The organism is Microvirga sp. 2YAF29 (assembly GCF_052114605.1).
Taxonomy (GTDB): domain Bacteria; phylum Pseudomonadota; class Alphaproteobacteria; order Rhizobiales; family Beijerinckiaceae; genus Microvirga.
Window position 1 is genome coordinate 224556 of the sequence record NZ_JBFRFB010000007.1, and the last position, 19102, is coordinate 243657.

Annotated in this window: 15 protein-coding genes and 1 pseudogene; 11 read left to right on the forward strand and 5 right to left on the reverse strand. The window is 61.3% G+C overall.

What is annotated here, in order from left to right; translation table 11 throughout:
• Positions 1 to 11: 11 nt before the first annotated feature.
• Together pflB and AB4Y85_RS12005 are read right to left on the reverse strand one after the other, a co-directional pair.
• Positions 12 to 2345: a formate C-acetyltransferase gene (gene pflB / locus AB4Y85_RS12000; protein WP_441985125.1), complete on the reverse strand. Its 2334-nt coding sequence runs from the start codon at positions 2343 to 2345 to the stop codon at positions 12 to 14.
• Positions 2346 to 2399: 54 nt separating this feature from the next.
• Positions 2400 to 4046: an L-serine ammonia-lyase gene (locus AB4Y85_RS12005; protein WP_441985126.1), complete on the reverse strand. Its 1647-nt coding sequence runs from the start codon at positions 4044 to 4046 to the stop codon at positions 2400 to 2402.
• Between the two features lie 543 nt (positions 4047 to 4589).
• Here AB4Y85_RS12005 and AB4Y85_RS12010 point away from each other — a divergent pair.
• Positions 4590 to 5579: a 2-hydroxyacid dehydrogenase gene (locus AB4Y85_RS12010; RefSeq protein WP_441985148.1), complete on the forward strand. Its 990-nt coding sequence runs from the start codon at positions 4590 to 4592 to the stop codon at positions 5577 to 5579.
• A 99-nt stretch (positions 5580 to 5678) separates the two neighbouring features.
• On the opposite strand, the gene AB4Y85_RS12015 is transcribed toward AB4Y85_RS12010, so the two are convergent.
• Positions 5679 to 5939, reverse strand: a complete 261-nt coding sequence (locus tag AB4Y85_RS12015) for a hypothetical protein (protein WP_441985127.1) — start codon at positions 5937 to 5939, stop codon at positions 5679 to 5681.
• 714 nt (positions 5940 to 6653) lie between these two features.
• On the opposite strand from AB4Y85_RS12015, the gene AB4Y85_RS12020 reads away from it, so the two are divergent.
• Positions 6654 to 6920, forward strand: a complete 267-nt coding sequence (locus tag AB4Y85_RS12020; RefSeq protein WP_441985128.1) for a hypothetical protein — start codon at positions 6654 to 6656, stop codon at positions 6918 to 6920.
• A 34-nt stretch (positions 6921 to 6954) separates the two neighbouring features.
• Positions 6955 to 7791, forward strand: a complete 837-nt coding sequence (locus tag AB4Y85_RS12025; protein WP_441985129.1) for an LssY C-terminal domain-containing protein — start codon at positions 6955 to 6957, stop codon at positions 7789 to 7791.
• 351 nt (positions 7792 to 8142) lie between these two features.
• On the opposite strand, the gene AB4Y85_RS12030 is transcribed toward AB4Y85_RS12025, so the two are convergent.
• Both AB4Y85_RS12030 and AB4Y85_RS12035 read right to left on the reverse strand, forming a co-directional pair.
• Positions 8143 to 8778 carry a response regulator gene (locus AB4Y85_RS12030; protein WP_441985130.1) on the reverse strand — a complete coding sequence of 212 codons (636 nt, stop codon included), beginning with the start codon at positions 8776 to 8778 and terminating at the stop codon, positions 8143 to 8145.
• Between the two features lie 124 nt (positions 8779 to 8902).
• A complete protein-coding gene (locus AB4Y85_RS12035; protein ID WP_441985131.1) occupies positions 8903 to 10651 on the reverse strand; it encodes a histidine kinase in 1749 nt (582 codons plus the stop codon).
• Between the two features lie 290 nt (positions 10652 to 10941).
• Between AB4Y85_RS12035 and AB4Y85_RS12040 the strand changes: the two genes are divergently transcribed.
• The 8 genes and pseudogenes from AB4Y85_RS12040 to AB4Y85_RS12075 form a co-directional block, all read left to right on the forward strand.
• Positions 10942 to 11865 (forward strand): formylglycine-generating enzyme family protein, encoded by a 924-nt coding sequence (locus AB4Y85_RS12040; protein WP_441985149.1) that lies wholly within the window; start codon positions 10942 to 10944, stop codon positions 11863 to 11865.
• 71 nt (positions 11866 to 11936) lie between these two features.
• Entirely contained in the window at positions 11937 to 13625 is a 1689-nt protein-coding gene (locus AB4Y85_RS12045; RefSeq protein WP_441985150.1) for an arylsulfatase, read from the forward strand.
• 147 nt (positions 13626 to 13772) lie between these two features.
• Positions 13773 to 14141 (forward strand): Ig-like domain-containing protein, encoded by a 369-nt coding sequence (locus AB4Y85_RS12050; RefSeq protein ID WP_441985132.1) that lies wholly within the window; start codon positions 13773 to 13775, stop codon positions 14139 to 14141.
• A 150-nt stretch (positions 14142 to 14291) separates the two neighbouring features.
• Positions 14292 to 15308 carry an HAD family hydrolase gene (locus AB4Y85_RS12055; RefSeq protein WP_441985133.1) on the forward strand — a complete coding sequence of 339 codons (1017 nt, stop codon included), beginning with the start codon at positions 14292 to 14294 and terminating at the stop codon, positions 15306 to 15308.
• 21 nt (positions 15309 to 15329) lie between these two features.
• Positions 15330 to 16046: a hypothetical protein gene (locus tag AB4Y85_RS12060; protein WP_441985134.1), complete on the forward strand. Its 717-nt coding sequence runs from the start codon at positions 15330 to 15332 to the stop codon at positions 16044 to 16046.
• Between the two features lie 55 nt (positions 16047 to 16101).
• Positions 16102 to 17691: an arylsulfatase gene (locus AB4Y85_RS12065; RefSeq protein ID WP_441985135.1), complete on the forward strand. Its 1590-nt coding sequence runs from the start codon at positions 16102 to 16104 to the stop codon at positions 17689 to 17691.
• 356 nt (positions 17692 to 18047) lie between these two features.
• Positions 18048 to 18740, forward strand: coding sequence for a recombinase family protein (locus tag AB4Y85_RS12070; protein ID WP_441985136.1), 693 nt, complete (start codon positions 18048 to 18050; stop codon positions 18738 to 18740).
• Positions 18741 to 18764: 24 nt separating this feature from the next.
• A pseudogene (locus AB4Y85_RS12075) lies at positions 18765 to 19102 on the forward strand (recombinase family protein); the annotation flags it as partial.

Consider the following 19102-nt stretch of genomic DNA (forward strand, 5'->3'; position numbering starts at 1 on the left):
GACGTCAGACCTCACTCACCGTGGAACGTCCGGCTGATCACGTCCATCTGCTGTTCTCGCGTCAAACGGACGAAATTGACCGCATAGCCCGAAACCCGGATCGTCAGTTGCGGGTATTTGTCCGGATGCGCCATCGCGTCGAGCAGGGTATCGCGGTTGAGGACATTGAGGTTCATGTGAAACCCGCCCTGGCCGCAATAGGTGTCGAGAACCTTCACGGCCTGCGTGATCTTCTCACCCTGCTCCAAGCGATTGAGGCTCGGCGTGATCGACACGGTGTAGCTGATGCCGTCCTGCGCATCCGCATAGGGCAGTTTCGCCACCGACAGGCACGAAGCGAGCCAGCCATGGCTATCGCGGCCGTGCATCGGGTTTGCACCGGGAGCAAAGGGTTCGCCCGCCTTGCGGCCATCCGGCGTGTTGCCCGTATGCTTGCCGTAGACGACATTGCTCGTGATGGTGAGCACCGATTGCGTGTGAACGGCGTTCCGGTAGGTCGGATGCTTTCGGATCTTGCTCATGAAAGTGGAGACAAGATCAGCCGCAATAGTGTCGACGCGGTCATCATTGTTGCCGTATTTGGGGTAATCGCCGGCGATTTCGTAATCGACGATCAAGCCATCGTCGCGCCGGACAGGACTCACCTTCGCATGCTTGATCGCCGACAGGCTGTCGGCGATCACCGAGAGTCCGGCGATGCCGAAAGCCATCGTGCGCAGGATCTGCTGGTCATGCAGCGCCATTTCCAGGCGTTCGTAATAGTATTTGTCGTGCATGTAATGGATGCAGTTCATGGCATGGACATAGGTCTGCGCCAGCCATTCCATCATCAGGTCGAACTTCGCTGTGACGTCGTCATAGTCGAGAACGTCGCCCGACACCGGCGGCGCTACGGGTCCAATCTGCTCGCCGCTCACTTCGTCGCGTCCGCCATTGATGGCGTAAAGCAGGCACTTGGCGAGATTGACGCGAGCTCCGAAGAACTGCATCTGACTGCCGATCCGCATCGCCGAGACGCAACATGCAATACCGTAATCGTCGCCCCAGTACGGCCTCATCAGATCATCATTCTCGTATTGGATCGATGACGTCTCGGCCGAAACCTTGATGCAGTAGCGCTTGAAGCCATCGGGCAACTGCTTCGACCAGAGCACGGTCATGTTGGGCTCCGGCGCCGGTCCCAGATTTGTCAGGGTATGCAGCATGCGGAAGCTCGTCCGCGTGACTAAGGGACGGCCATTGAGGCCCATCCCGCCGACGCATTCGGTGGCCCAATAGGGATCGCCGGAAAACAAGGCATCGTAGTCGGGCGTGCGCAGGAACCGGACAATGCGCAGCTTCTGGACGAGCTGGTCGATGAGTTCCTGGGCGCCCGCCTCATCCAGAGCACCGCTCTTCAGGTCGCGCTCGATGTAGATGTCGAGGAAGGACGAAATGCGCCCGATGGACATGGCCGCGCCGTTTGCTTCCTTGATCGCTCCGAGATAGCCGAAATACGTCCATTGCACGGCTTCACGCGCATCCGCCGCCGGACGCGTGATGTCGAACCCGTAGTTCTTGGCCATCTCCGCCAGATCGGTGAGAGCCCGCATCTGCTCGGCCAATTCTTCCCGGTCGCGGATGACCTCGTCGGTGGGCCACTTCGCATCGAGCAGCGCCCGCTCGGCACGCTTGGCCACCAGCAATTTGTCCGTGCCGTACAGGGCGACCCGGCGATAATCGCCGATGATCCGGCCGCGACCATACGCATCGGGCAAGCCCGTGATGATGTGGCTGCGGCGGCAAGCCATGATCTCCGGGGTATAGGCATCGAAGACGCCTTCATTGTGGGTCTTGCGGTACTTGGTGAAGATCTCGTGCACGATGGGATCCGGCTCGAGCCCCGCTGCCTTGAGCCCCGCCTCTACCATGCGCAAGCCGCCATACGGCATGATGGCGCGACGGAATGGGGCATCGGTCTGCAACCCGACGATCACCTCGTTGTCGCGGTCGATGTAGCCGGGCGCATGCGAGGTCATCGAGGAGGGCGTTCTGGCATCGGCATCCAACACACCCTTGCGGATTTCCTCCTTGAAATAGGGCTGGAGTTGCGCCCAGACGGCCTTTGTCCGCTCGCTCGGCCCGGTCAGAAAGCCTTCGTCTCCGTCGTACGGCGTGACGTTTCGTTGGATGAAATCGCGGACATCGACAGTGTTTTCCCATGCGCCGGGCGTGAAACTCGCCCACTCGTTCACCGAATCTGCAACCTCGGGCGTGCCGGACCGATGAGGTGCGGCTTCTGGCTTTCCTGGCTGTTGCTTCGGCCTCTTTACGGATCCCTGAACGATGGCGGCTTCATCCGGCATGGCGGTTTCCTCTCACGACGCTTATGGGCACGAGCTCGACCTGTCCTCAGCCGCTCAGCAGAGCACCAGGTTCTGGGCAAGGCCTGCCTCGCTCGTTTCCTTGTATTTCGAATTCATGTCCTTCGCGGTGTCGGACAGCGTCTTGATCGTGGTGTCGAGATCGACCCGGTGCCGGCTGGCAATCTCGTTAGTGGCGATCATGGCCGCCACCCAGGCCTTCACAGCCCCGAAGGCGCAGCGCTCGATACAGGGAACCTGCACATAGCCCGCGACCGGATCGCAGGTCATGCCGAGGTGATGCTCGAGAGCGGACTCGGCTGCGTTCTCGATCACCTGCGGCGGCTGGTTCAGGATCTCCGTGATCAGCGCTGCGGCCATCGCGGAGGCAACCCCGATCTCAGCCTGGCATCCGCCTTCCGCCGCCGAAAGGGTCGCGTTGTGCTTGCACAGGTAGCCGACGGCCAAACCGGCCAGAAGTCCCTTGCGAATCTTGTCCATCGGCACCGCACGGGGGCTCTGGGTCAGGGCGTAGACGACAGCCGGCATGACGCCCGCCGAGCCACCGGTTGGCGCGGTGATGACCAAGTGGCCGCGGGCATTCTCCTCGGAGGCGGCCAGGGCAAAGGCGGACACGAGCCCGATCGCCCGGTCGCTTTCGTACTTGTCGTCCTGGGCGCGTTCGTAGACGGTCGCGGCCTTGGAGTGGAGCTTGATCGGTCCAGGCAGGACATCGTCCTTGTAGGACAGGCCGGTCTTCACCGTGGCGATCATCGCGTTGGCGATCTTGTCCAGGAAGGCGTTGATCTGCTCCTCGCTCTTGCCGGACACGGCGATTTCATTCGCCATCACCACATCGGCGACCGAGAGATTGTTGGTCTCGGCATGCTGCCGCAGCTCCTTCATCGTCGCATAGGGATATTTCGGCTGGCCCTTCTTAGGCGGCTCGTAGCCCTTCCATTCGATGAAGCCACCGCCGACCGAATAATACTCCTGCTCATAAAGAACCTTGTCGCCTGCCAAGAGCTGGCAGGTCATGGTGTTAGGGTGCGGGAAGTCGCCCTTTGGCGCGTCATAGACGATGTCTGCCAAGGATAGGTTGAACGTCTTGCTTCCGAGTTTCACCGGATAGGTCTGCTCCGGCTTGGCGATCATCTCGTCGAGAAAGCGCGGGTCGACGGTCGCCGGCTCTTTGCCGACCAGACCGGCCAAGGACGCACGCTCGGTGCCGTGGCCCTTGCCGGTGGCGCTCAGGCTGCCGAAGAGATGGACCTTGAGGCCGGTGGCTTGGGCCAACTGGTCCGCAGGCAGCTTCTCACAGCGCTGATAGAAGTCGTAGGTAATGCGCATCGGCCCGATGGTGTGCGAGCTCGAGGGGCCGGGGCCTACCTTGTAGAACTCGTCCGCAACCGTCATGACCGACCCCTTCGACGATTTGACGACGTCGAGATCCGGGGAAAGGGCAGAACTCATCTTGAGATCCGCATCGCCTCCTGCTGCTGCTCTTTTAGCCTGTTGCACAGCAGCTTCTGTTTCCGCCTGCTGCGCGCGGGCCTCGGGAGTCCAGGTCGTGCCGGTCATCACGGCCGCCGCACCGATAGCAGCGTTGCGCATCAAAAACGCCCGACGGTCAATGCTTGTGGGAATGTCGGTCGCTTCCGATGTTTCCGGAAACTGTTCGTCGTCCTTCGTCGGATAGGTCATGAGCGCGTCCTCTCTTTCGAGGTACGGAGACGCGTTCCGCGTTTTGGAGCAGCTCCGGCCTCATCCTTTGCGAAAGAATACTTTCTCCGCTTTTGCATCATCTTAGATGGCGACCGAAGATGCGCTTGATCGAAAGGGACAATCGATTGACAGTTTGCGCCACGCCTCTGCGGAGAGCCGGCACAGAAGGATTACAATCTCCTAGGGAGGAAAGCGGTCTCGCCATACGTCTGCATTGCCCTAGTGCAAACTGGAAAACCGATGGCTATCAAATGCCGAGCACTTGTCCCAAACGGTCAAGCAAGTCCCTCAAGCCAAGCGCATTGTATTCCATACATGTCAGTTTGCTCCGCGCAGTCCTGATGCGGAGTGACAGGGATGATAGCGGCGGCCTCCTCGATTTGCGCGGTCGCGCTGCTCGGGGTGGAGTTCAATGCCAAAGCGAGCAGCGTGGAGATTGGCCTGCGCGGGGCCAGACAGCGCTTCAGATGTCCTTCGAACCGCGGCTGTTCGGCCAGCGACACCTAGAATGGGGATGTGCAAATGCGGATGGCAATATTCAGCGCGAAAAACTACGAACGCACGCTGCTCGATGAACTGAATGCAAGTCACAAACACGACATCGTTTACTTCGATGCCCCCCTCGGACCCAGCACGGCATCCCTTGCAGCGGGATTTCCGGCTGTCAGCGTGTTCGTCAACGATACACTTGATGGCAACGTTCTCAAGCAACTCGCCGCTAACGGCACGAAGCTGGTCGCGACCCGCTCAACAGGTTTCAATCACATCGACTTGAAAGCGGCCAAGGAGCTTGGTGTCGCAGTTGTGCGGGTCGCCAATTACTCTCCGAATTCCGTCGCCGAGTTTGCCGTCGGGCTGATCCTTGTGCTCAATCGCAAGATCCACCGGGCTTATAATCGCACGCGTGAAGGCAATTTCGAGCTCGATGGCCTCATGGGCTTCGATCTCGTCGGTCGTACCGTCGCTGTCATCGGCACCGGGAAAATCGGGACTATCTTTGCCCGCATCATGGCCGGGTTTGGTTGTACAGTGATCGGGTTCGACATGCATCGCTCGCCCGAATTCGAACATCTCGGCGGACGTTACGTCGATGCCGACGGAATCGAGGAGGCGGACGTCATTTCGCTGCATTGTCCGCTGACGCCTGAAACCTACCACATCGTCGGCGCCCGCGCGCTCGGCCGGATGAAGAGAGGCGCCCTGTTGATCAACACGAGCCGCGGCGGGCTCGTCGATACTGAGGCGGCGATCGAAGCACTCAAGTCGGGCCAGCTCGGCGGGATGGCCATCGACGTTTACGAGCAAGAGGCCGGTCTTTTCTTCAAGGACCTATCGAGCACGGTGATCCCTGACGACGTAATCCAGCGCTTGGTCTCGTTTCCGAACGTGATCGTTACAGGCCATCAAGCGTTTTTCACGCGCGAGGCTTTGGGGACGATCCTGGAGACGACGCTTGAAAGCGTCTCCGATTTCGCAGCGGGTCGGCCACTGGCGAACGAAATCACGATGTGATCGGCTAAGCCTGCAACCTGCGCATCAGCAAGCGTGGCATGATCGTTCGCATGAAGTCTCGATCCGCGGGGACCCGAGCACGTTCCCGCAACGCATATTTCAGCGCCGACCGAAACGATTGACCGGACCGCCGCGATTCATCGGAGTGCCAGGGCGGACGCCGACGCCTGGAGCACCCACGCCGGGCGTCACTACCGCTCGGCGGGCCACAGGCGCGACGGGTCTCGCGACGCAGCCTTTCGGCACGCCAACCGTCTTGCAGTAGATGACTGCGTTCGCGCGCTCCGGAGCAACCATGAAGAGTGCAGTGAACGCGGCCAGCGCCAATCCGGCATGGTACAGGGGTTTCATGAGCAGCATGACCATCCTCCATCCTTGTGATCCCTGCGCCCACCATCAGGCGCAAGCTGTTCTGGACCAGCCTCGTGAGGGAGGCCCCAAAGATCGACATCGTCCTCGTCGTTCATTTGGCGATTCTCCACTCCGGCTCGGAGCCCTTCGATGGCGCGTATTGTTACGAGACGCAGACGGGTCTTCTGATCGGGTGTGAGACTCTGTTAAAGCGGCTGCCAGGCATAAGCCCTGGGCGCGCCGACGACTAACAAGGCCCGATCATTTCATTTCGCATCCTGGTCTCCTGCTGGTTCCAGCAGCCATTAAACTACGGAATGGATCGAGCCTCCGCTTGATGGCTGGGGACATTGTATTAGCAGTTTGAGACAACACCAAAGCAACGCCCCCGCTCGGTCCCTGCTCGATTCAGAACATTTGGATGGCTGCGAGGGCGGTTGCCATAGGCAGGTATTCAGAAGATCTGAGTCCGATATGCATGGCGACCTGACACGCATCCTCGGCTGTGCTCGACGGGACATCACGTGTCCGAACGACAACAAGCTCTCCTTGCGGGTCTCGCTGGAGAGCTCATGCCTGTCCAGGCTGAGGGCAGGACCCTTTCCTGACGTTTCAGGGTCTGCCCCCTGGAAGTTTCAGGGTTTTGCCCAGGTGATTCCGGCGGCCGGGAGGTATATCCTGCCTGGGGGGCGGGGCTGGCATCCTCATTCGGGAGTCATCTCGATGCGCCGTCATCTTTGCCTCGTCACCCTTGGTGCGTTGATCGCCACAGCTCCAGCTCTGGCGCAGGATAGCAATCGACCGTTCACGCCTTCCGGCGAGATCCAGATCCCGTCCGATGCAGCGATTGATCGGATGCTCGACAGCAATACCTTGCCGCCGCCGGCCAAGGAATTCTCGGCCGATGATGCCAAAGCGATCCAACAGATGGATCAAAGAGCCAAGCGCATTGATCAGGAGGTCAAGAAGGGCATCTGCACAGACTGTTGATCACTGCCGCGTCGATCATGACGGAGCTGGGATCATGCGATTGCTGAACCGCCTCGTGCAACGCCTCGTCATCCTTGGGCTGGGGATCTTCTCTGTCTGGCTGATCGTCTTCGTGGTCTTCGATACTGCGGATCGGCGGCTGCCCTGGATCCTAGCCGTGGGCCTCACTTACGCGACCGGCGCCTATCTCATTCTGCCATGGATCATTCGCATGGGCCTCAAGCTCCTCCATCGGAAGCGGGTGCCCAGCTTCACGACAACGGGCGACGGACTGCCGGGTGATCCCGTCAACGTAGCGCTCGTGGGAACGCTCCCGCAGCTTCGCGCGGCCTTCGCGGCTCTTGGCTGGTCGGAGGCCGACCGACTGGGCTTGGCCAGTTCCTGGAGCATGATCCGGGCCTTTGTATTCAACTCGCCCTATCCCACGGCCCCGTTCAGCACCCTCTATCTGTTTGGCCGCGGCCAGGACGTTGGGTTTCAGAAGGCGATCGGAGGCAGCCCCCGCAAGCGCCATCACATCCGGTTCTGGTCCTTGAGCATCGTGCGGGCCGAGAGCACATGGGCAGGGGGATCGGCAAGCTTCTGGCTCAATACCGATCGTCCACCTGAGGACGAACGGGTACTCTGGGTAGGAGCGGGCACGAGGGATACGGGTTTGTCCTTGACCCGCCTCACCTTTCAGATCACCCACGCCACGGACTCGAACACGAATATCGAGCGCGACTTCATCATCGCCGAGTTGGAGAACATCGGGTCCATTACCGACGTGAGGGTGTATCAAGCCGGCCAATGTCTCGCCACGGAGCGCGTCAATCACTACACGTCCGACGGACAGGTGACCTTGGCAAGCCTTGTGGTCGCGGCCCAATGACGCGCGATTCCACCAGGCATGCTTGACCGGGTGAGCCATCCGCTCGCCAGTCCCGGATATCCCTGGCGCAGACAAGGCGCCGATTCAAATTACTGTTGTTCCGCACGCGGACGGCGCCCCCCGGTCCCGTGCCGGAGGTGCGATGATCTCGGACCCTGCGGAGTCGGTCGCGGTCACCATGCCCTCGAAGCAACACTGGGCAGATGTCGATCCATGCAATGAGAATGATGCGCTGCGAAGCCACCCATGCTGCATCACGTGGGTCGGCTGATCAGGGTTGAGCCCGAACATGGTCCACGCGCCAAGAGCTGCCCTTTCGGATGCTCAAGTCAGCACGATCGCAAGACATGATTAGCCTTCCACCAGCTTGTTCTTGATCGCATAGCGGATCAGGGCTGCGGTCGAGTCGAGGTTGAGCTTGCGCAGGGCCAACGCTCGGTGGGTTTCGACGGTTTTGGTGCTGACATTGAGGATGTTTGCGATCTGCTTATTGGTCTTGCCCTCGGCGATCAATTGCACAACGGCCTTCTCGCGGGAGGTCAGTGTCGACGCGTTCGCCACTCCTTTCGACAGGTAGGTTTCGAGCAGGGTCTCCGAGACTTTCCCCGTGAAGAACGGCTTGTGGGCCGCCAGACTCTCCACCGCCGAGACCAGGAACTGCTTCGCGTCGGACTTGAGGAGGAAGCCACGCGCGCCCGCCTCCAGGACATCGCGGACCAATGTATCGGTGTCGTGCATGGTGAAAATCAGGACCTCGACACCGGGAACGCGATGACGGATCTGGCGGGTGGCCTCGACGCCGTTCACCAGCGGCAGCCCATAATCGAGAATGACGATGTCGGGGCGCATCTCCTGCGCCCGGTCGATGGCCTCCTTGCCGTCTCGGGCCTCGCCAATCACATCCCAGCCTTCGTGCCCCTCCAGGATGGTCCGGACCCCGGAGCGGACCACGTCATGATCGTCGGCGATCAATATGCGCGTCGTCATGGACCATCCCTCGGTGGCAGTTAGGGCCGTTCGGGCTCGCGTGAACCCAGTACAGAATATACCTTTGAGCGGATTGCCTCACCTTGCCGAAACCCCGAAGTGGCCGGAGGCAGACCCTGAATCTTCAGGTTGGGGCGTCATCCTCGACCTTGGGCTGCCTCGACAGCCACGAATCCAACATGCGGCGGGCCTGGGTCAGTGCTCGTCCCGCCATTGTTACGGGAACGATTGCCACAACCGACGTGCCGCCCAGGCCAGTCTTTATTTTCAGGTCGCCGCCGAATTGTTCCAGGCGGGCCCGCATGCCGGCAATCCCGACCCCAAGTCTGATCGGACCGTCGGGCCAATCCCGGCCCACCATGCCATGTCCGTTGTCGCGGATGCGGGCGATCAAGCGTCCGGATCTGATCCGGGCATCGACCGACACGCGTGAAGCGTCTGCGTGCCGATGCACGTTGGTGAGAGCCTCCTGCACCACGCGCAGCACAGTCCGCTGAAGCTCTGGTGGCAGGTCGTCAACCTCTTCGGGAACCCGGATGTGAGCGGCGAGACCCGTACGACTGGCAAAGCCTTCGGCGAAGTCCCGCAAAGTCGCTTGGAGGCCGTCGCTCGCTAGATTGGGCGGGTGCAGCAAATAGGTGAAAATGCGCAGCTCCCGCAGCGCCTTCGTCTGAAGGCTCTCTACCTCCGCCAGGACCTTGCGGGCAGCCGGGATCTGCGAGACCGCCCTTTCCAGGCTAGCGAGACCGAGATTTGCCGCCACGAGATGCTGCGCCGTCGAGTCGTGCAGCTCGCGGGCGATCCGCTGCCGCTCGTCCTCCTGGAGCGCGAGCAACTGGCCGGATAATTCGCTCACCTGCCGCTTCGCCCCGATTACCTGATCGGACAGGGCTCGAAGCGGCCGCTCCAACTGGCGGGACGTGAGCCAGGTGGCGAAACTACCTGCCACAAGGAGGAAGACCGCCATCCCGGCCATCTGCCTCCAAACGCCCATGACAGGGGCATTCACGTCGGAAAGCGGAACCGCTACTAGCGTCGTCCAGTTTGTCGCCCCGGAACTGCGGTACGCGACCAGGACGGGAACGCCGCGCTCGTCGATGTCCTCGATCAGGCCCGCCATGTGCTCGGTTCCACTGCCGGCGGCGAGACTGGCCGCAAGGGCATCCGGCGCGGGTATCCGCGACGATGTCTCGGCGCCCCGCACGGTCACGATCGGTTGGAGCTTCCGGTCATAGAGTCCCAGCATCCACCCTTCGGCAACGTTCTGTCCTCTCAAAATGGTGCCGAGATGATCCTGAGACAGTATGGTGCTGATAAAGCCGTACATTGTGCCGGCGTCGTGGGTGATCCGCAGGCTGAGCGCAATGACCGTCGTTCCCGGCTTTACGAGGCTCCCCATTCGGCCTGACACCGCCCAGCCGCGCTCGCGAATCCGATTGACGGCTTCCGGGTAAGTCGGGAAGTCCCGATGCCGAGGAAGGGGTGTCCCGTAGGATTTGAGAGTGTTGGCGACCTGCCCCTCCAAGTCCTGAAGGATCAGCCATGACCCGTCGGGGATCGGCGTCGCCTTGAGCTGGTCGTAGAAACCCTTCGCATCCCCAGACTTCAGGGCGGGCGATGACGACAAGCCCCTCAGCAGCGCATTGCCGGCCGCCACCTCCTGATCGAAGCCAAAGGACAGGGTGGTCGCCATGCCGAGAACCCGCTCGCGAATGGTCTCGCGTTCGCCCTGTGCCCTCGAGAGCAACAGCACGGAGGCAACGACGAACGTGACCAAGATGACGGCCGCGAAGGTCAAGGCGAGCCGGCCCCGGATTCGAGGCACTAGGCCCTGAGGAGTTCGCGCAAGGATCGGGGATGTGCCATCGGCCATGCTGGCGCTCTTCAGCCGCAAGGACAACGCAACGGGACCGGCGGTCGCGACGCAAGCCGCGGTCCAATAACATAGGTTAGACCCTGACCCGCGTGCTGTCGATCCGGACCGACAGCTTCTCGTAGGCAAATTCAGGGTATGCCTCCGTCAATTTGAGGGAGGACCCCAATAGACCTGTGTCGGCGTTCAGGATGACACTTCTGGCTTGCCAGGGGGGAACAAAGTACATGTCGCAGATCACACTCCGGCATCTCCGCGACCGCAGGCCAATGGGCCAGCCCGATGCTGTCATGATCCGGGTGCCGGGTGGCATGTTCCGGATGGGATCGGACAGGCACTATCCGGAAGAAGCTCCGGTCCACCGTGTCACGGTCGATGGATTTTGGATTGATCCGACACCGGTCACGAACCGGCAGTTCCGCGAGTTCGTCCGCGCGACGGGCTACATCACCTTCGCCGAGCAGCAGCCGGACCCAAAGGACTATCCAAAGGCTCTGCCGCATATGCTCAAGCCCGGCTCACTCGTGTTCAGTCCACCGGATTATCCGGTGGACCTGCGGGATTGGGGACAATGGTGGACCTACATCTTCGACGCCAACTGGCGCCGCCCCTATGGACCCGGATCCTCGATCAAGGGGCTTGAGGACCATCCGGTGGTGCATGTGGCCTATTCGGACGCCGAGGCTTATGCAGCCTGGGCCGGCAAGGAACTGCCGACCGAAGCGGAGTGGGAGTTCGCGGCCCGCGGTGGCTTGGATCAGGCGGAGTTCGCCTGGGGCGATGAATTCATGCCCGGTGGGCGACAGATGGCCAACACCTGGCAGGGTGTCTTTCCATTCCAGAACACCCATCTCGACGGTTATGAGCGCACATCGCCGGTTACTGTTTTTCCACCCAATGGCTATGGCCTCTACGACATGATTGGCAATGTCTGGGAGTGGACCAGCGACTGGTACGATGCGAGGCATCCGGCCGATGCCGCCAAACCCTGCTGCATTCCCGAGAACCCGCGTGGCGGACATGCAGATCAGAGTTACGATCCCTGTCATCCAGAGACGCGGATTCCCCGCAAGGTTGTCAAAGGGGGCTCGCATCTGTGTGCCCCAAGTTACTGTCGCCGCTACCGCCCGGCAGCGCGTCACCCGCAGCCGATCGACAGTTCCATGAGCCATGTCGGCTTCCGGTGCATCATCAGAGAGAGGAGCAACCCATGAACAGTGCTCGTGCGTCCTCACAAGCGTCTGACGAAAAGCGCAGCGTCTGTCGGATGAAGACCAAGGCCGCGATGATTGGAGCGACGGCTCTGATCGCAGCGGCGATAGCGGGTCCGGCCTCAGCGCAGGCTCCGCAGCGGAAGCCCAACATCCTGTTCATCATGGGCGATGACATCGGCTGGATGCAGCCGAGCATCTACCACCGCGGCCTGATGGTCGGCGAAACGCCGAACATCGACCGCATCGGCCGTGAAGGCGCCATGTTCACGACCTACTATGCCGAGCAGAGCTGCACGGCGGGCCGTAATGCGTTCTTCACCGGCATGCATCCGCTCAGGACCGGCATGATCCCGCCACAACTGCCCGGCAGCCCGTCCTACCTGCGGCCTGGCACGCCTGCCATCGCCAAGTTCCTGCACGACCTCGGCTACAACACCGGCGAGTTTGGCAAGAACCACCTCGGCGACCACACCGATGCGCTCCCGACGGCGCATGGCTTCCAGGAATTCTGGGGCTATCTCTACCACCTCGACGCCATGCAGGGCGTGAGCTTCCCCGACATCAACAGGACGCCGACCGAGCAGGCGGTCGCGCCGCCCTGCCGGAACACGCCGATCCCCGGGCTGTCCCAGGATCCTGCGGCAGTCGATCCGGCGACCACCGTGTGCCTGACGCCACCGCGGCCGGTGCTCTCGTGTAGGTCGTCCGACGGAACTGCGGCGAACCAGACCTGCAAGGACGAAGGGCCGCTGACGCTTGAGCGCTCGAAGAATGTGGACGAGGAGATCTCGGCCAAGGTCATCGACTTCCTTGACCGCAACGATCCGGAGAAGACCCAGAAGCCGTTCTTCGCCTGGTACAACCCCGCGCGCATGCACGTCACGACCGTGCTAAACGACAAGTACATGGGGATGGTGGGCGAGCCCGGCGGCAAGGACTGGGGCGTCAACGAAGCCGGCATGAAGCAGATGGACGACAATATCGGCTACGTGTTGAAGAAGCTTGAGGAGATGGGCGAACTCGACAACACGATCATCGCGTTCACCACCGACAACGGCGCCGAGACGATCTCCTACCCTGACGGCGGCACCACCCCCTTCAAGGGCGGCAAGCTGTCGACCTGGGAGGGTGGCATGCGCGCCCCGCTGGTCGTGCGCTGGCCCGGCCACATCCAGCCGGGAACAGTCAAGAACGACATCTTCGCGTCCCTGGACTGGCTGCCCACGCTTGTCGACATCGCCGGCGGCCCGAAAGGCAACGAATTGAAGGCGCAGATCGAAAGGGGCGAGTATCCCGGGATCGTCAAGACAACGCTCGACGGCGTCAACCAGCGCGAATATCTGGAAGGCAAATCGGCAAAGTCGGCGCGCGATACCTTCTTCTATTACTCGGGCAAGGACCCGTCCGCAGTGCGCTACAAGAACTGGAAGATCTACTTCGCGATGGTGTCCGACGCGCCGGCTGGGTTCCTCACCGGCGTCGTTCCCTACCACTGGAGCCAGGTCGTCAACATCAAGCGCGATCCCTTCGAGACATCGATCGGGGAGCAGTCGAAGACTCTCTTGGGCATGGGCGGCGCACTCGCAGGACCAGTCTCGGCCTACCTCTACGACTGGAACATGCTGCCGATCGGCCAAGCGCTCTGGCTGAGGGAACTCGAAACCTACCGGAAGTTCCCGCCGATGCAGGATCCGGCGAGCTACAACCTCGAACAGGTGATGGAGCAGCTCAAGAAGCCGCAATCGACCCCGGGCCAGTGACCCGAACCGAAGCAAGAACACGTGCCAAACAGCCTGAGATCAGCGGGCACCGCTCAGACCAAGTGTCCGCCGATCGCGAGCCAACAAGAAGACCCCTCACATGGGGCCGACATCGATCACACAGAGGATCATCGAGAGGAGACTGTCATGAAGAAGTCGGTTTCAATTGTAGTGCTCCCGCTGGCGCTTCTGTCTGCCGGCCCGGCGCTTGCCCAGAGCATGTGCGTCGTCGAGGGCAATCAGTCTATCATGGGCGCGAACATGAACGCTGCCTTCGACGTCCAGGCGGGGCAGGGATGCATGTCCGACATCACCCCTCGAGGCACGCTCACCAGTTCCGAGATCAGCCAGCGGCCGCAGCACGGCACCCTGAACATGGTCGACAACGACACCTGGACCTACACGCCCGCTCCGGGCTACAGCGGCCCCGATGCCTTCGCGATCACGGCAAAAGGGCAGAGCATCGACGAGAAGCCTGGCACATCCGTGTTCAGCTACAGGGTGACCGTCAGGTAGCCATGGGCTCCGACCAGAGACTCCGGGGTCGCAGGACCTCGGCGTCCAGGGAGCGTCTACACGGATAATTACCAGAGGCGCTGATGATCGAAGGTGCCTCTCTCTCTATAGAGATCCTCGGTGCATGACCGACGTGGCATGGAGAATGACATGACCAAGCTAGGATCCCTGAAGTTTCGCTTTGCCGGTTTATGGTCTCTAGCCTTCTTCTCGCTCTGGATCTCGCTCGCCGCTGCACAGACCGATCCCCTGCCATCGTGGAACGAGGGCAGCGTGAAGCAGGCGATCATCGCCTTCGTGACGGACGTGACCCGGGAGGGATCGCCTGAATTCGTCCCTGAGGCCGAACGGATCGCTACGTTCGACAATGATGGTACGCTGTGGGTTGAACAGCCAGTCTATACCCAGTTTGCGTTCGCGATTGACAGGGTCAAGGCACTGGCGCCGCAGCATCCGGAATGGAAGAACACGCAGCCCTTCAAGGCCGTTCTCGAAGGCGACATGGCGGCAGTTGCTGCTGCCGGTGAGCACGGAGCCGTCGAAATCGTTGCTGCGACCCATGCGGGTATGACGCCGACCGAATTCAAGCAGATTGCGAAGGATTGGCTCGCGACCGCCAAGCATCCGCGCTTCGACCGCCGCTATGAAGATCTTGTTTATCAGCCCATGCTCGAAGTGCTGGCTTACATGCGCGCGAATGGCTTCAAGACGTTCATCGTCTCGGGTGGCGGCATCGAATTCATGCGGGCTTTCGCGCCGGAGCGGTATGGCATTCCGTCCGAGCGGATCGTGGGCTCCAGCATCGTCACGACCTTCGAGCGCCGCGACGGCAAGCCGACGCTATTTCGGCTCCCAAAAGTCAGCTTCGTGGATGACGGCCCAGGCAAGCCGGTCGGCATCAACCAACATATCGGCCTGCGTCCCATTGCTGCTTTCGGCAATTCCGACGGTGATCTCGAGATGCTGCAATGGACGATGGAGACGACCGGTGGGCGCCGCCTCGGCACTCTCGTTCATCACACCGATGCGGAGCGCGAATATGCCTATGATCGTGATTCCAAGGTCGGCCGGCTCGACAAGGCGCTCGATGCAGCAGTGCCGAACCGGTGGACCGTTATCGACATGAAACGCGACTGGAAAGTCATCTTCCCAACCGAGGCCCGCTGAAGGAACAAAGGAGCTTCCGCCATGTTCAGAAAGCAATTCGCATGCTTCATCCTGGTAACTGGTAGCCTCTGCGTGACCGGAGGCGGAGTGCTCGCGCAGGACACTGGCGGTACGCCGCATATTCCTCGGAAGGCCATTGGTCGAGTCACGCCCACAGGCCCGGTCCCATCGCTTGCCGTCATCAACTCGGCCGGGGCGAAATTGGAGGGGAACAAGCTCACTTTGACCGGCGTGTCACCGAGCTCGATCGTGTTCGCCGATCGGCCCGTGCGCGCGGCAGGCCACGTAGTCACCGAGCAATTCATCATGCAATGGGACGAAGGCAAGGACAACTTCGCCAAGGATCCGCCGAACGCCACCGTGTCCGTCTTGGGCGGAGACGGCTCGAAGGTGAGCGATGCCGTGGTGACGCTGAAATCGCCGAAGCTCGAGGGCGGCAACCTCACCTTCGACGTTGCGATCCTGGAAGGCAATCTCAACGGAGCAAGCGGTCCCGCAGCTTTGTTCATCGATCATTTCGGCGGATTCGGTGGCGGCTTTGGCGGCTTCCATGGTGGTGTCGCTGGAGGATTTGACCGCGGTGGCGATGTTGCAGGCGTTCGTGGCACCTACTGGCATGCTCCTGTCTATCGTGGCGCGTGGTACGCAGGTGCGCGCGACTCCACGTACGGAGCGGCCTACAACTCATATGTCGTACCGGATCAGTGCGGCTACTATCCGTATTCACCGTGTGAGTGATCAAAGGGCTTTTCGCGGATGCTGGTTTCGGGAAGCCCAACGAGGGTGGTCGAGGATGAGCACGATGAGGAAGCTAGGACTTGGTTTGCTGGTGTCGGTCGCGTCCGTGATGGCCACAACTGCAATCGCGCAACAGCCGAAGCCCAACATCCTCGTCATCATGGGCGATGACATCGGCTACTGGAACATCAGCGCCTATAACCGGGGCATGATGGGCTACCGCACGCCCAATATCGACCGCATCGCGAGCGAAGGTGCGATCTTCACCGATTACTATGGCCAGCAATCCTGTACGGCCGGGCGCGCAGCGTTCATCACCGGTCAGAGTCCATTGCGGACCGGCCTCCTGAAAGTGGGCTTACCCGGGGCCAAGGAGGGATTGTCGGAGAAGGATCCGACCATTGCCGAACTGCTCAAGCCGCAGGGCTATGTGACAGGACAGTTCGGCAAAAACCACCTCGGCGATCGCAATGAGTTCCTGCCGACCGTGCACGGCTTCGACGAATTCTTCGGCAATCTCTACCACCTCAATGCCGAGGATGAGCCCGAGCATCCGGATTATCCGAAAGACCCTGCATTCCGCGCGCAGTTCGGCCCACGCGGTGTCCTGCGGTGTCGCGCCACCATGAACGACACGTCAGGCGGTGATCCTCGCTTCGGCCCGTGGGGCAAACAGGCCTGCGAGGACACGGGCCCGCTCACCAAGAAACGCATGGAGACGATCGACGAGGAATTTCTGGATGCTTCACTCGACTTCATCGACCGGGCGAACCGGGACCGAAAGCCATTTTTCGTCTGGCTCAATCCCAGCCGCATGCATATCTGGACACGTCTCAAGCAGGAATCGCAGGGGCGAACGGGGCTCGGCATCTATCCGGACGGCATGGCGGAGCATGATGGGCATGTGGGCCGGGTCCTGAAAAAGCTGGATGACCTCAACATCGCCGACAACACGATCGTGATCTACACCACCGACAATGGAGCCGAGGTGTTCTCATGGCCCGACGGCGGCACGACGCCGTTCCGCGGTGAGAAGAACACCAACTGGGAGGGTGGCTATCGCGTCCCGGCCATCGTGCGATGGCCCGGTACGGTGCCGCCGCGCAGCGAGATCAACGACATCGTTTCTGCCGAGGACTGGGCAACGACGCTGGTGGCAGCCGCAGGCGAGCCGGATATCAAGAACAAGCTGCTGCAAGGCTACGATGCGGCCGGCAAGACCTTCAAGGTTCACCTGGACGGTTATGACCAGCGCGACCTGCTCGGTGGCAAGGGGCCTAGCAAGCGCCGCGAGTTCTTCTACTGGACCGATGACGGCAACCTGGCTGGCCTCCGCTACGAGCAATGGAAGGCCGCATTCCTGGAGCAGAAGGCGCATGGTCTCGATGTGTGGGCGCAGCCGATGATCGAACTGCGCCTGCCGATTCTGTTCAACCTGCGCTCCGATCCTTTCGAGCGGGCCCAGAATGAGTCCGGCGATTACGTTAGGTGGTTCATCGAGCATGCCTTCGTGATCGTTCCTGCCCAGGCGATCGTCGCCCAGCATCTAGCGAGCTTCCAGCAGTTTCCGCCGCGCCAGCGACCAGGTTCCTTCTCGGTCGAGCAGGCCATGGAGAAGCTTAGGAACCCGCCATCCAGCAACTAGGGAGGTCGTGAGCACCGTGCCCTCACGTCTGCCGCGGCCGGTTGCACGAGGTCCAGACCATGTCCCGGCGACCTTGAAGTCGCCATACTCAGCCCCTCGACTTCTCTGGCCCCGGGGAGCCGTCGTGCTCGTGGCCGGCCTGCAACTCATCGTCATCAACGATCTCTCCCTGGGTCATGATGGTTAGCGCCTAGTGTCGAGATCGAGCTGCTTGTGCCGCTTTTGATCGCAACGGCATGGGGAACCCGGATCAGGCCCGCCGCGCGCCGAGTGAGCACCATTGGACTGCCGTCGGCAGGATCATTTGTTCCTCTCTGATCTGCGCGAGAAGACCAAGTGCGGGCAAGTTGGGCCGGGTGCTGCAGGGCCGCGCTGCCGCCGGCAAGGCCTTCGGTTATGACGTCACTGAGGACGCAGAAAGAGGAGGACGCGTCATCAAGGCAGCGGAGGCCGCGGTGGTTGAGCGTATCTTCACACTATTCGCCCATGGCGTGAGCCCGCGGGCCATTGCCCGCCGGCTGAATGAAGATCATGTGCCTGGCCCTGAGAGTCGCGCTTGGCAGGACACCACGATCCACGGCCAGAAAGAGTGCGGCACCGGTATCCTCAACAATGAGCTCTATGTCGGCCAGCTGGTGTGGAACCGCTGCTCCTATGTCAAGGACCCGAGGACCGGCAAGCGGGTCGCGCGCCCGAACCTGCCCGAACGTTGGGAACGCACGGCCGTGCCGCACCTGCGCATCATCGATGACGCGCTCTGGCACGAGGTCAAGCGTCGCCAGGAAGCGACGGCGTTTGAGATGACTAGAGATGAGCGCGGCAACGCGCTTAACCGCGCTGACCGCAGGCGCTTTCTCCTGTCAGGCCTTCTGACCTGCGGTTGCTGCGGCGCCGGGTACACGATCATGGCGAAAGACCGTTATGGCTGCGCGGGCCGCCGCTCTAAGGGCCTATGCATCAACGACCGCACGATCAGCCGGGAGGAGATCGAGACGCGCATCCTCAAGGCCTTGAAGCAGAACCTGCTCACGCCGGAATTGCTAGCCTAGTTCACCCGTGCCTACCAGGAGGAGGTGAACCGACTGACCAAGGAGGCAAGCGGCAAGGCCGCGGAGGTGGAGGCAAAGCTCGGAAGTGTTCAGCGTAAGATCGACGGCATCATGCGCGCGATCGAGGATGGTCTTTACCAACCGTCGATGAAGGCGTGTCTCTCCGAACTAGAGGCGGAGAAGGCCGCTCTTCTGGCTCAGAAGGTCGCTGGTTCGACGATACCCAACATTTCGGTGCATCCAAATCGGGCAGCGGTTTACCGCCGCAAAGTCGAAGAACTGGAGAACTTGCTCGAAGACACTGAACACAAGGATGATGCAATGGAACTGATCCGCTCGCTGATCGAGACGATCGTTCTGAC

Bases quoted from the DNA above. Each gene is read 5' to 3' on its own strand.
- pflB (WP_441985125.1), bottom strand. From the start codon at position 2,345: ATGCCGGATGAAGCCGCCATCGTTCAGGGATCCGTAAAGAGGCCGAAG.
- AB4Y85_RS12005 (WP_441985126.1), bottom strand. From the start codon at position 4,046: ATGACCTATCCGACGAAGGACGACGAACAGTTTCCGGAAACATCGGAA.
- AB4Y85_RS12010 (WP_441985148.1), top strand. From the start codon at position 4,590: ATGCGGATGGCAATATTCAGCGCGAAAAACTACGAACGCACGCTGCTC.
- AB4Y85_RS12015 (WP_441985127.1), bottom strand. From the start codon at position 5,939: ATGCTGCTCATGAAACCCCTGTACCATGCCGGATTGGCGCTGGCCGCG.
- AB4Y85_RS12020 (WP_441985128.1), top strand. From the start codon at position 6,654: ATGCGCCGTCATCTTTGCCTCGTCACCCTTGGTGCGTTGATCGCCACA.
- AB4Y85_RS12025 (WP_441985129.1), top strand. From the start codon at position 6,955: ATGCGATTGCTGAACCGCCTCGTGCAACGCCTCGTCATCCTTGGGCTG.
- AB4Y85_RS12030 (WP_441985130.1), bottom strand. From the start codon at position 8,778: ATGACGACGCGCATATTGATCGCCGACGATCATGACGTGGTCCGCTCC.
- AB4Y85_RS12035 (WP_441985131.1), bottom strand. From the start codon at position 10,651: ATGGCCGATGGCACATCCCCGATCCTTGCGCGAACTCCTCAGGGCCTA.
- AB4Y85_RS12040 (WP_441985149.1), top strand. From the start codon at position 10,942: ATGATCCGGGTGCCGGGTGGCATGTTCCGGATGGGATCGGACAGGCAC.
- AB4Y85_RS12045 (WP_441985150.1), top strand. From the start codon at position 11,937: ATGATTGGAGCGACGGCTCTGATCGCAGCGGCGATAGCGGGTCCGGCC.
- AB4Y85_RS12050 (WP_441985132.1), top strand. From the start codon at position 13,773: ATGAAGAAGTCGGTTTCAATTGTAGTGCTCCCGCTGGCGCTTCTGTCT.
- AB4Y85_RS12055 (WP_441985133.1), top strand. From the start codon at position 14,292: ATGACCAAGCTAGGATCCCTGAAGTTTCGCTTTGCCGGTTTATGGTCT.
- AB4Y85_RS12060 (WP_441985134.1), top strand. From the start codon at position 15,330: ATGTTCAGAAAGCAATTCGCATGCTTCATCCTGGTAACTGGTAGCCTC.
- AB4Y85_RS12065 (WP_441985135.1), top strand. From the start codon at position 16,102: ATGAGCACGATGAGGAAGCTAGGACTTGGTTTGCTGGTGTCGGTCGCG.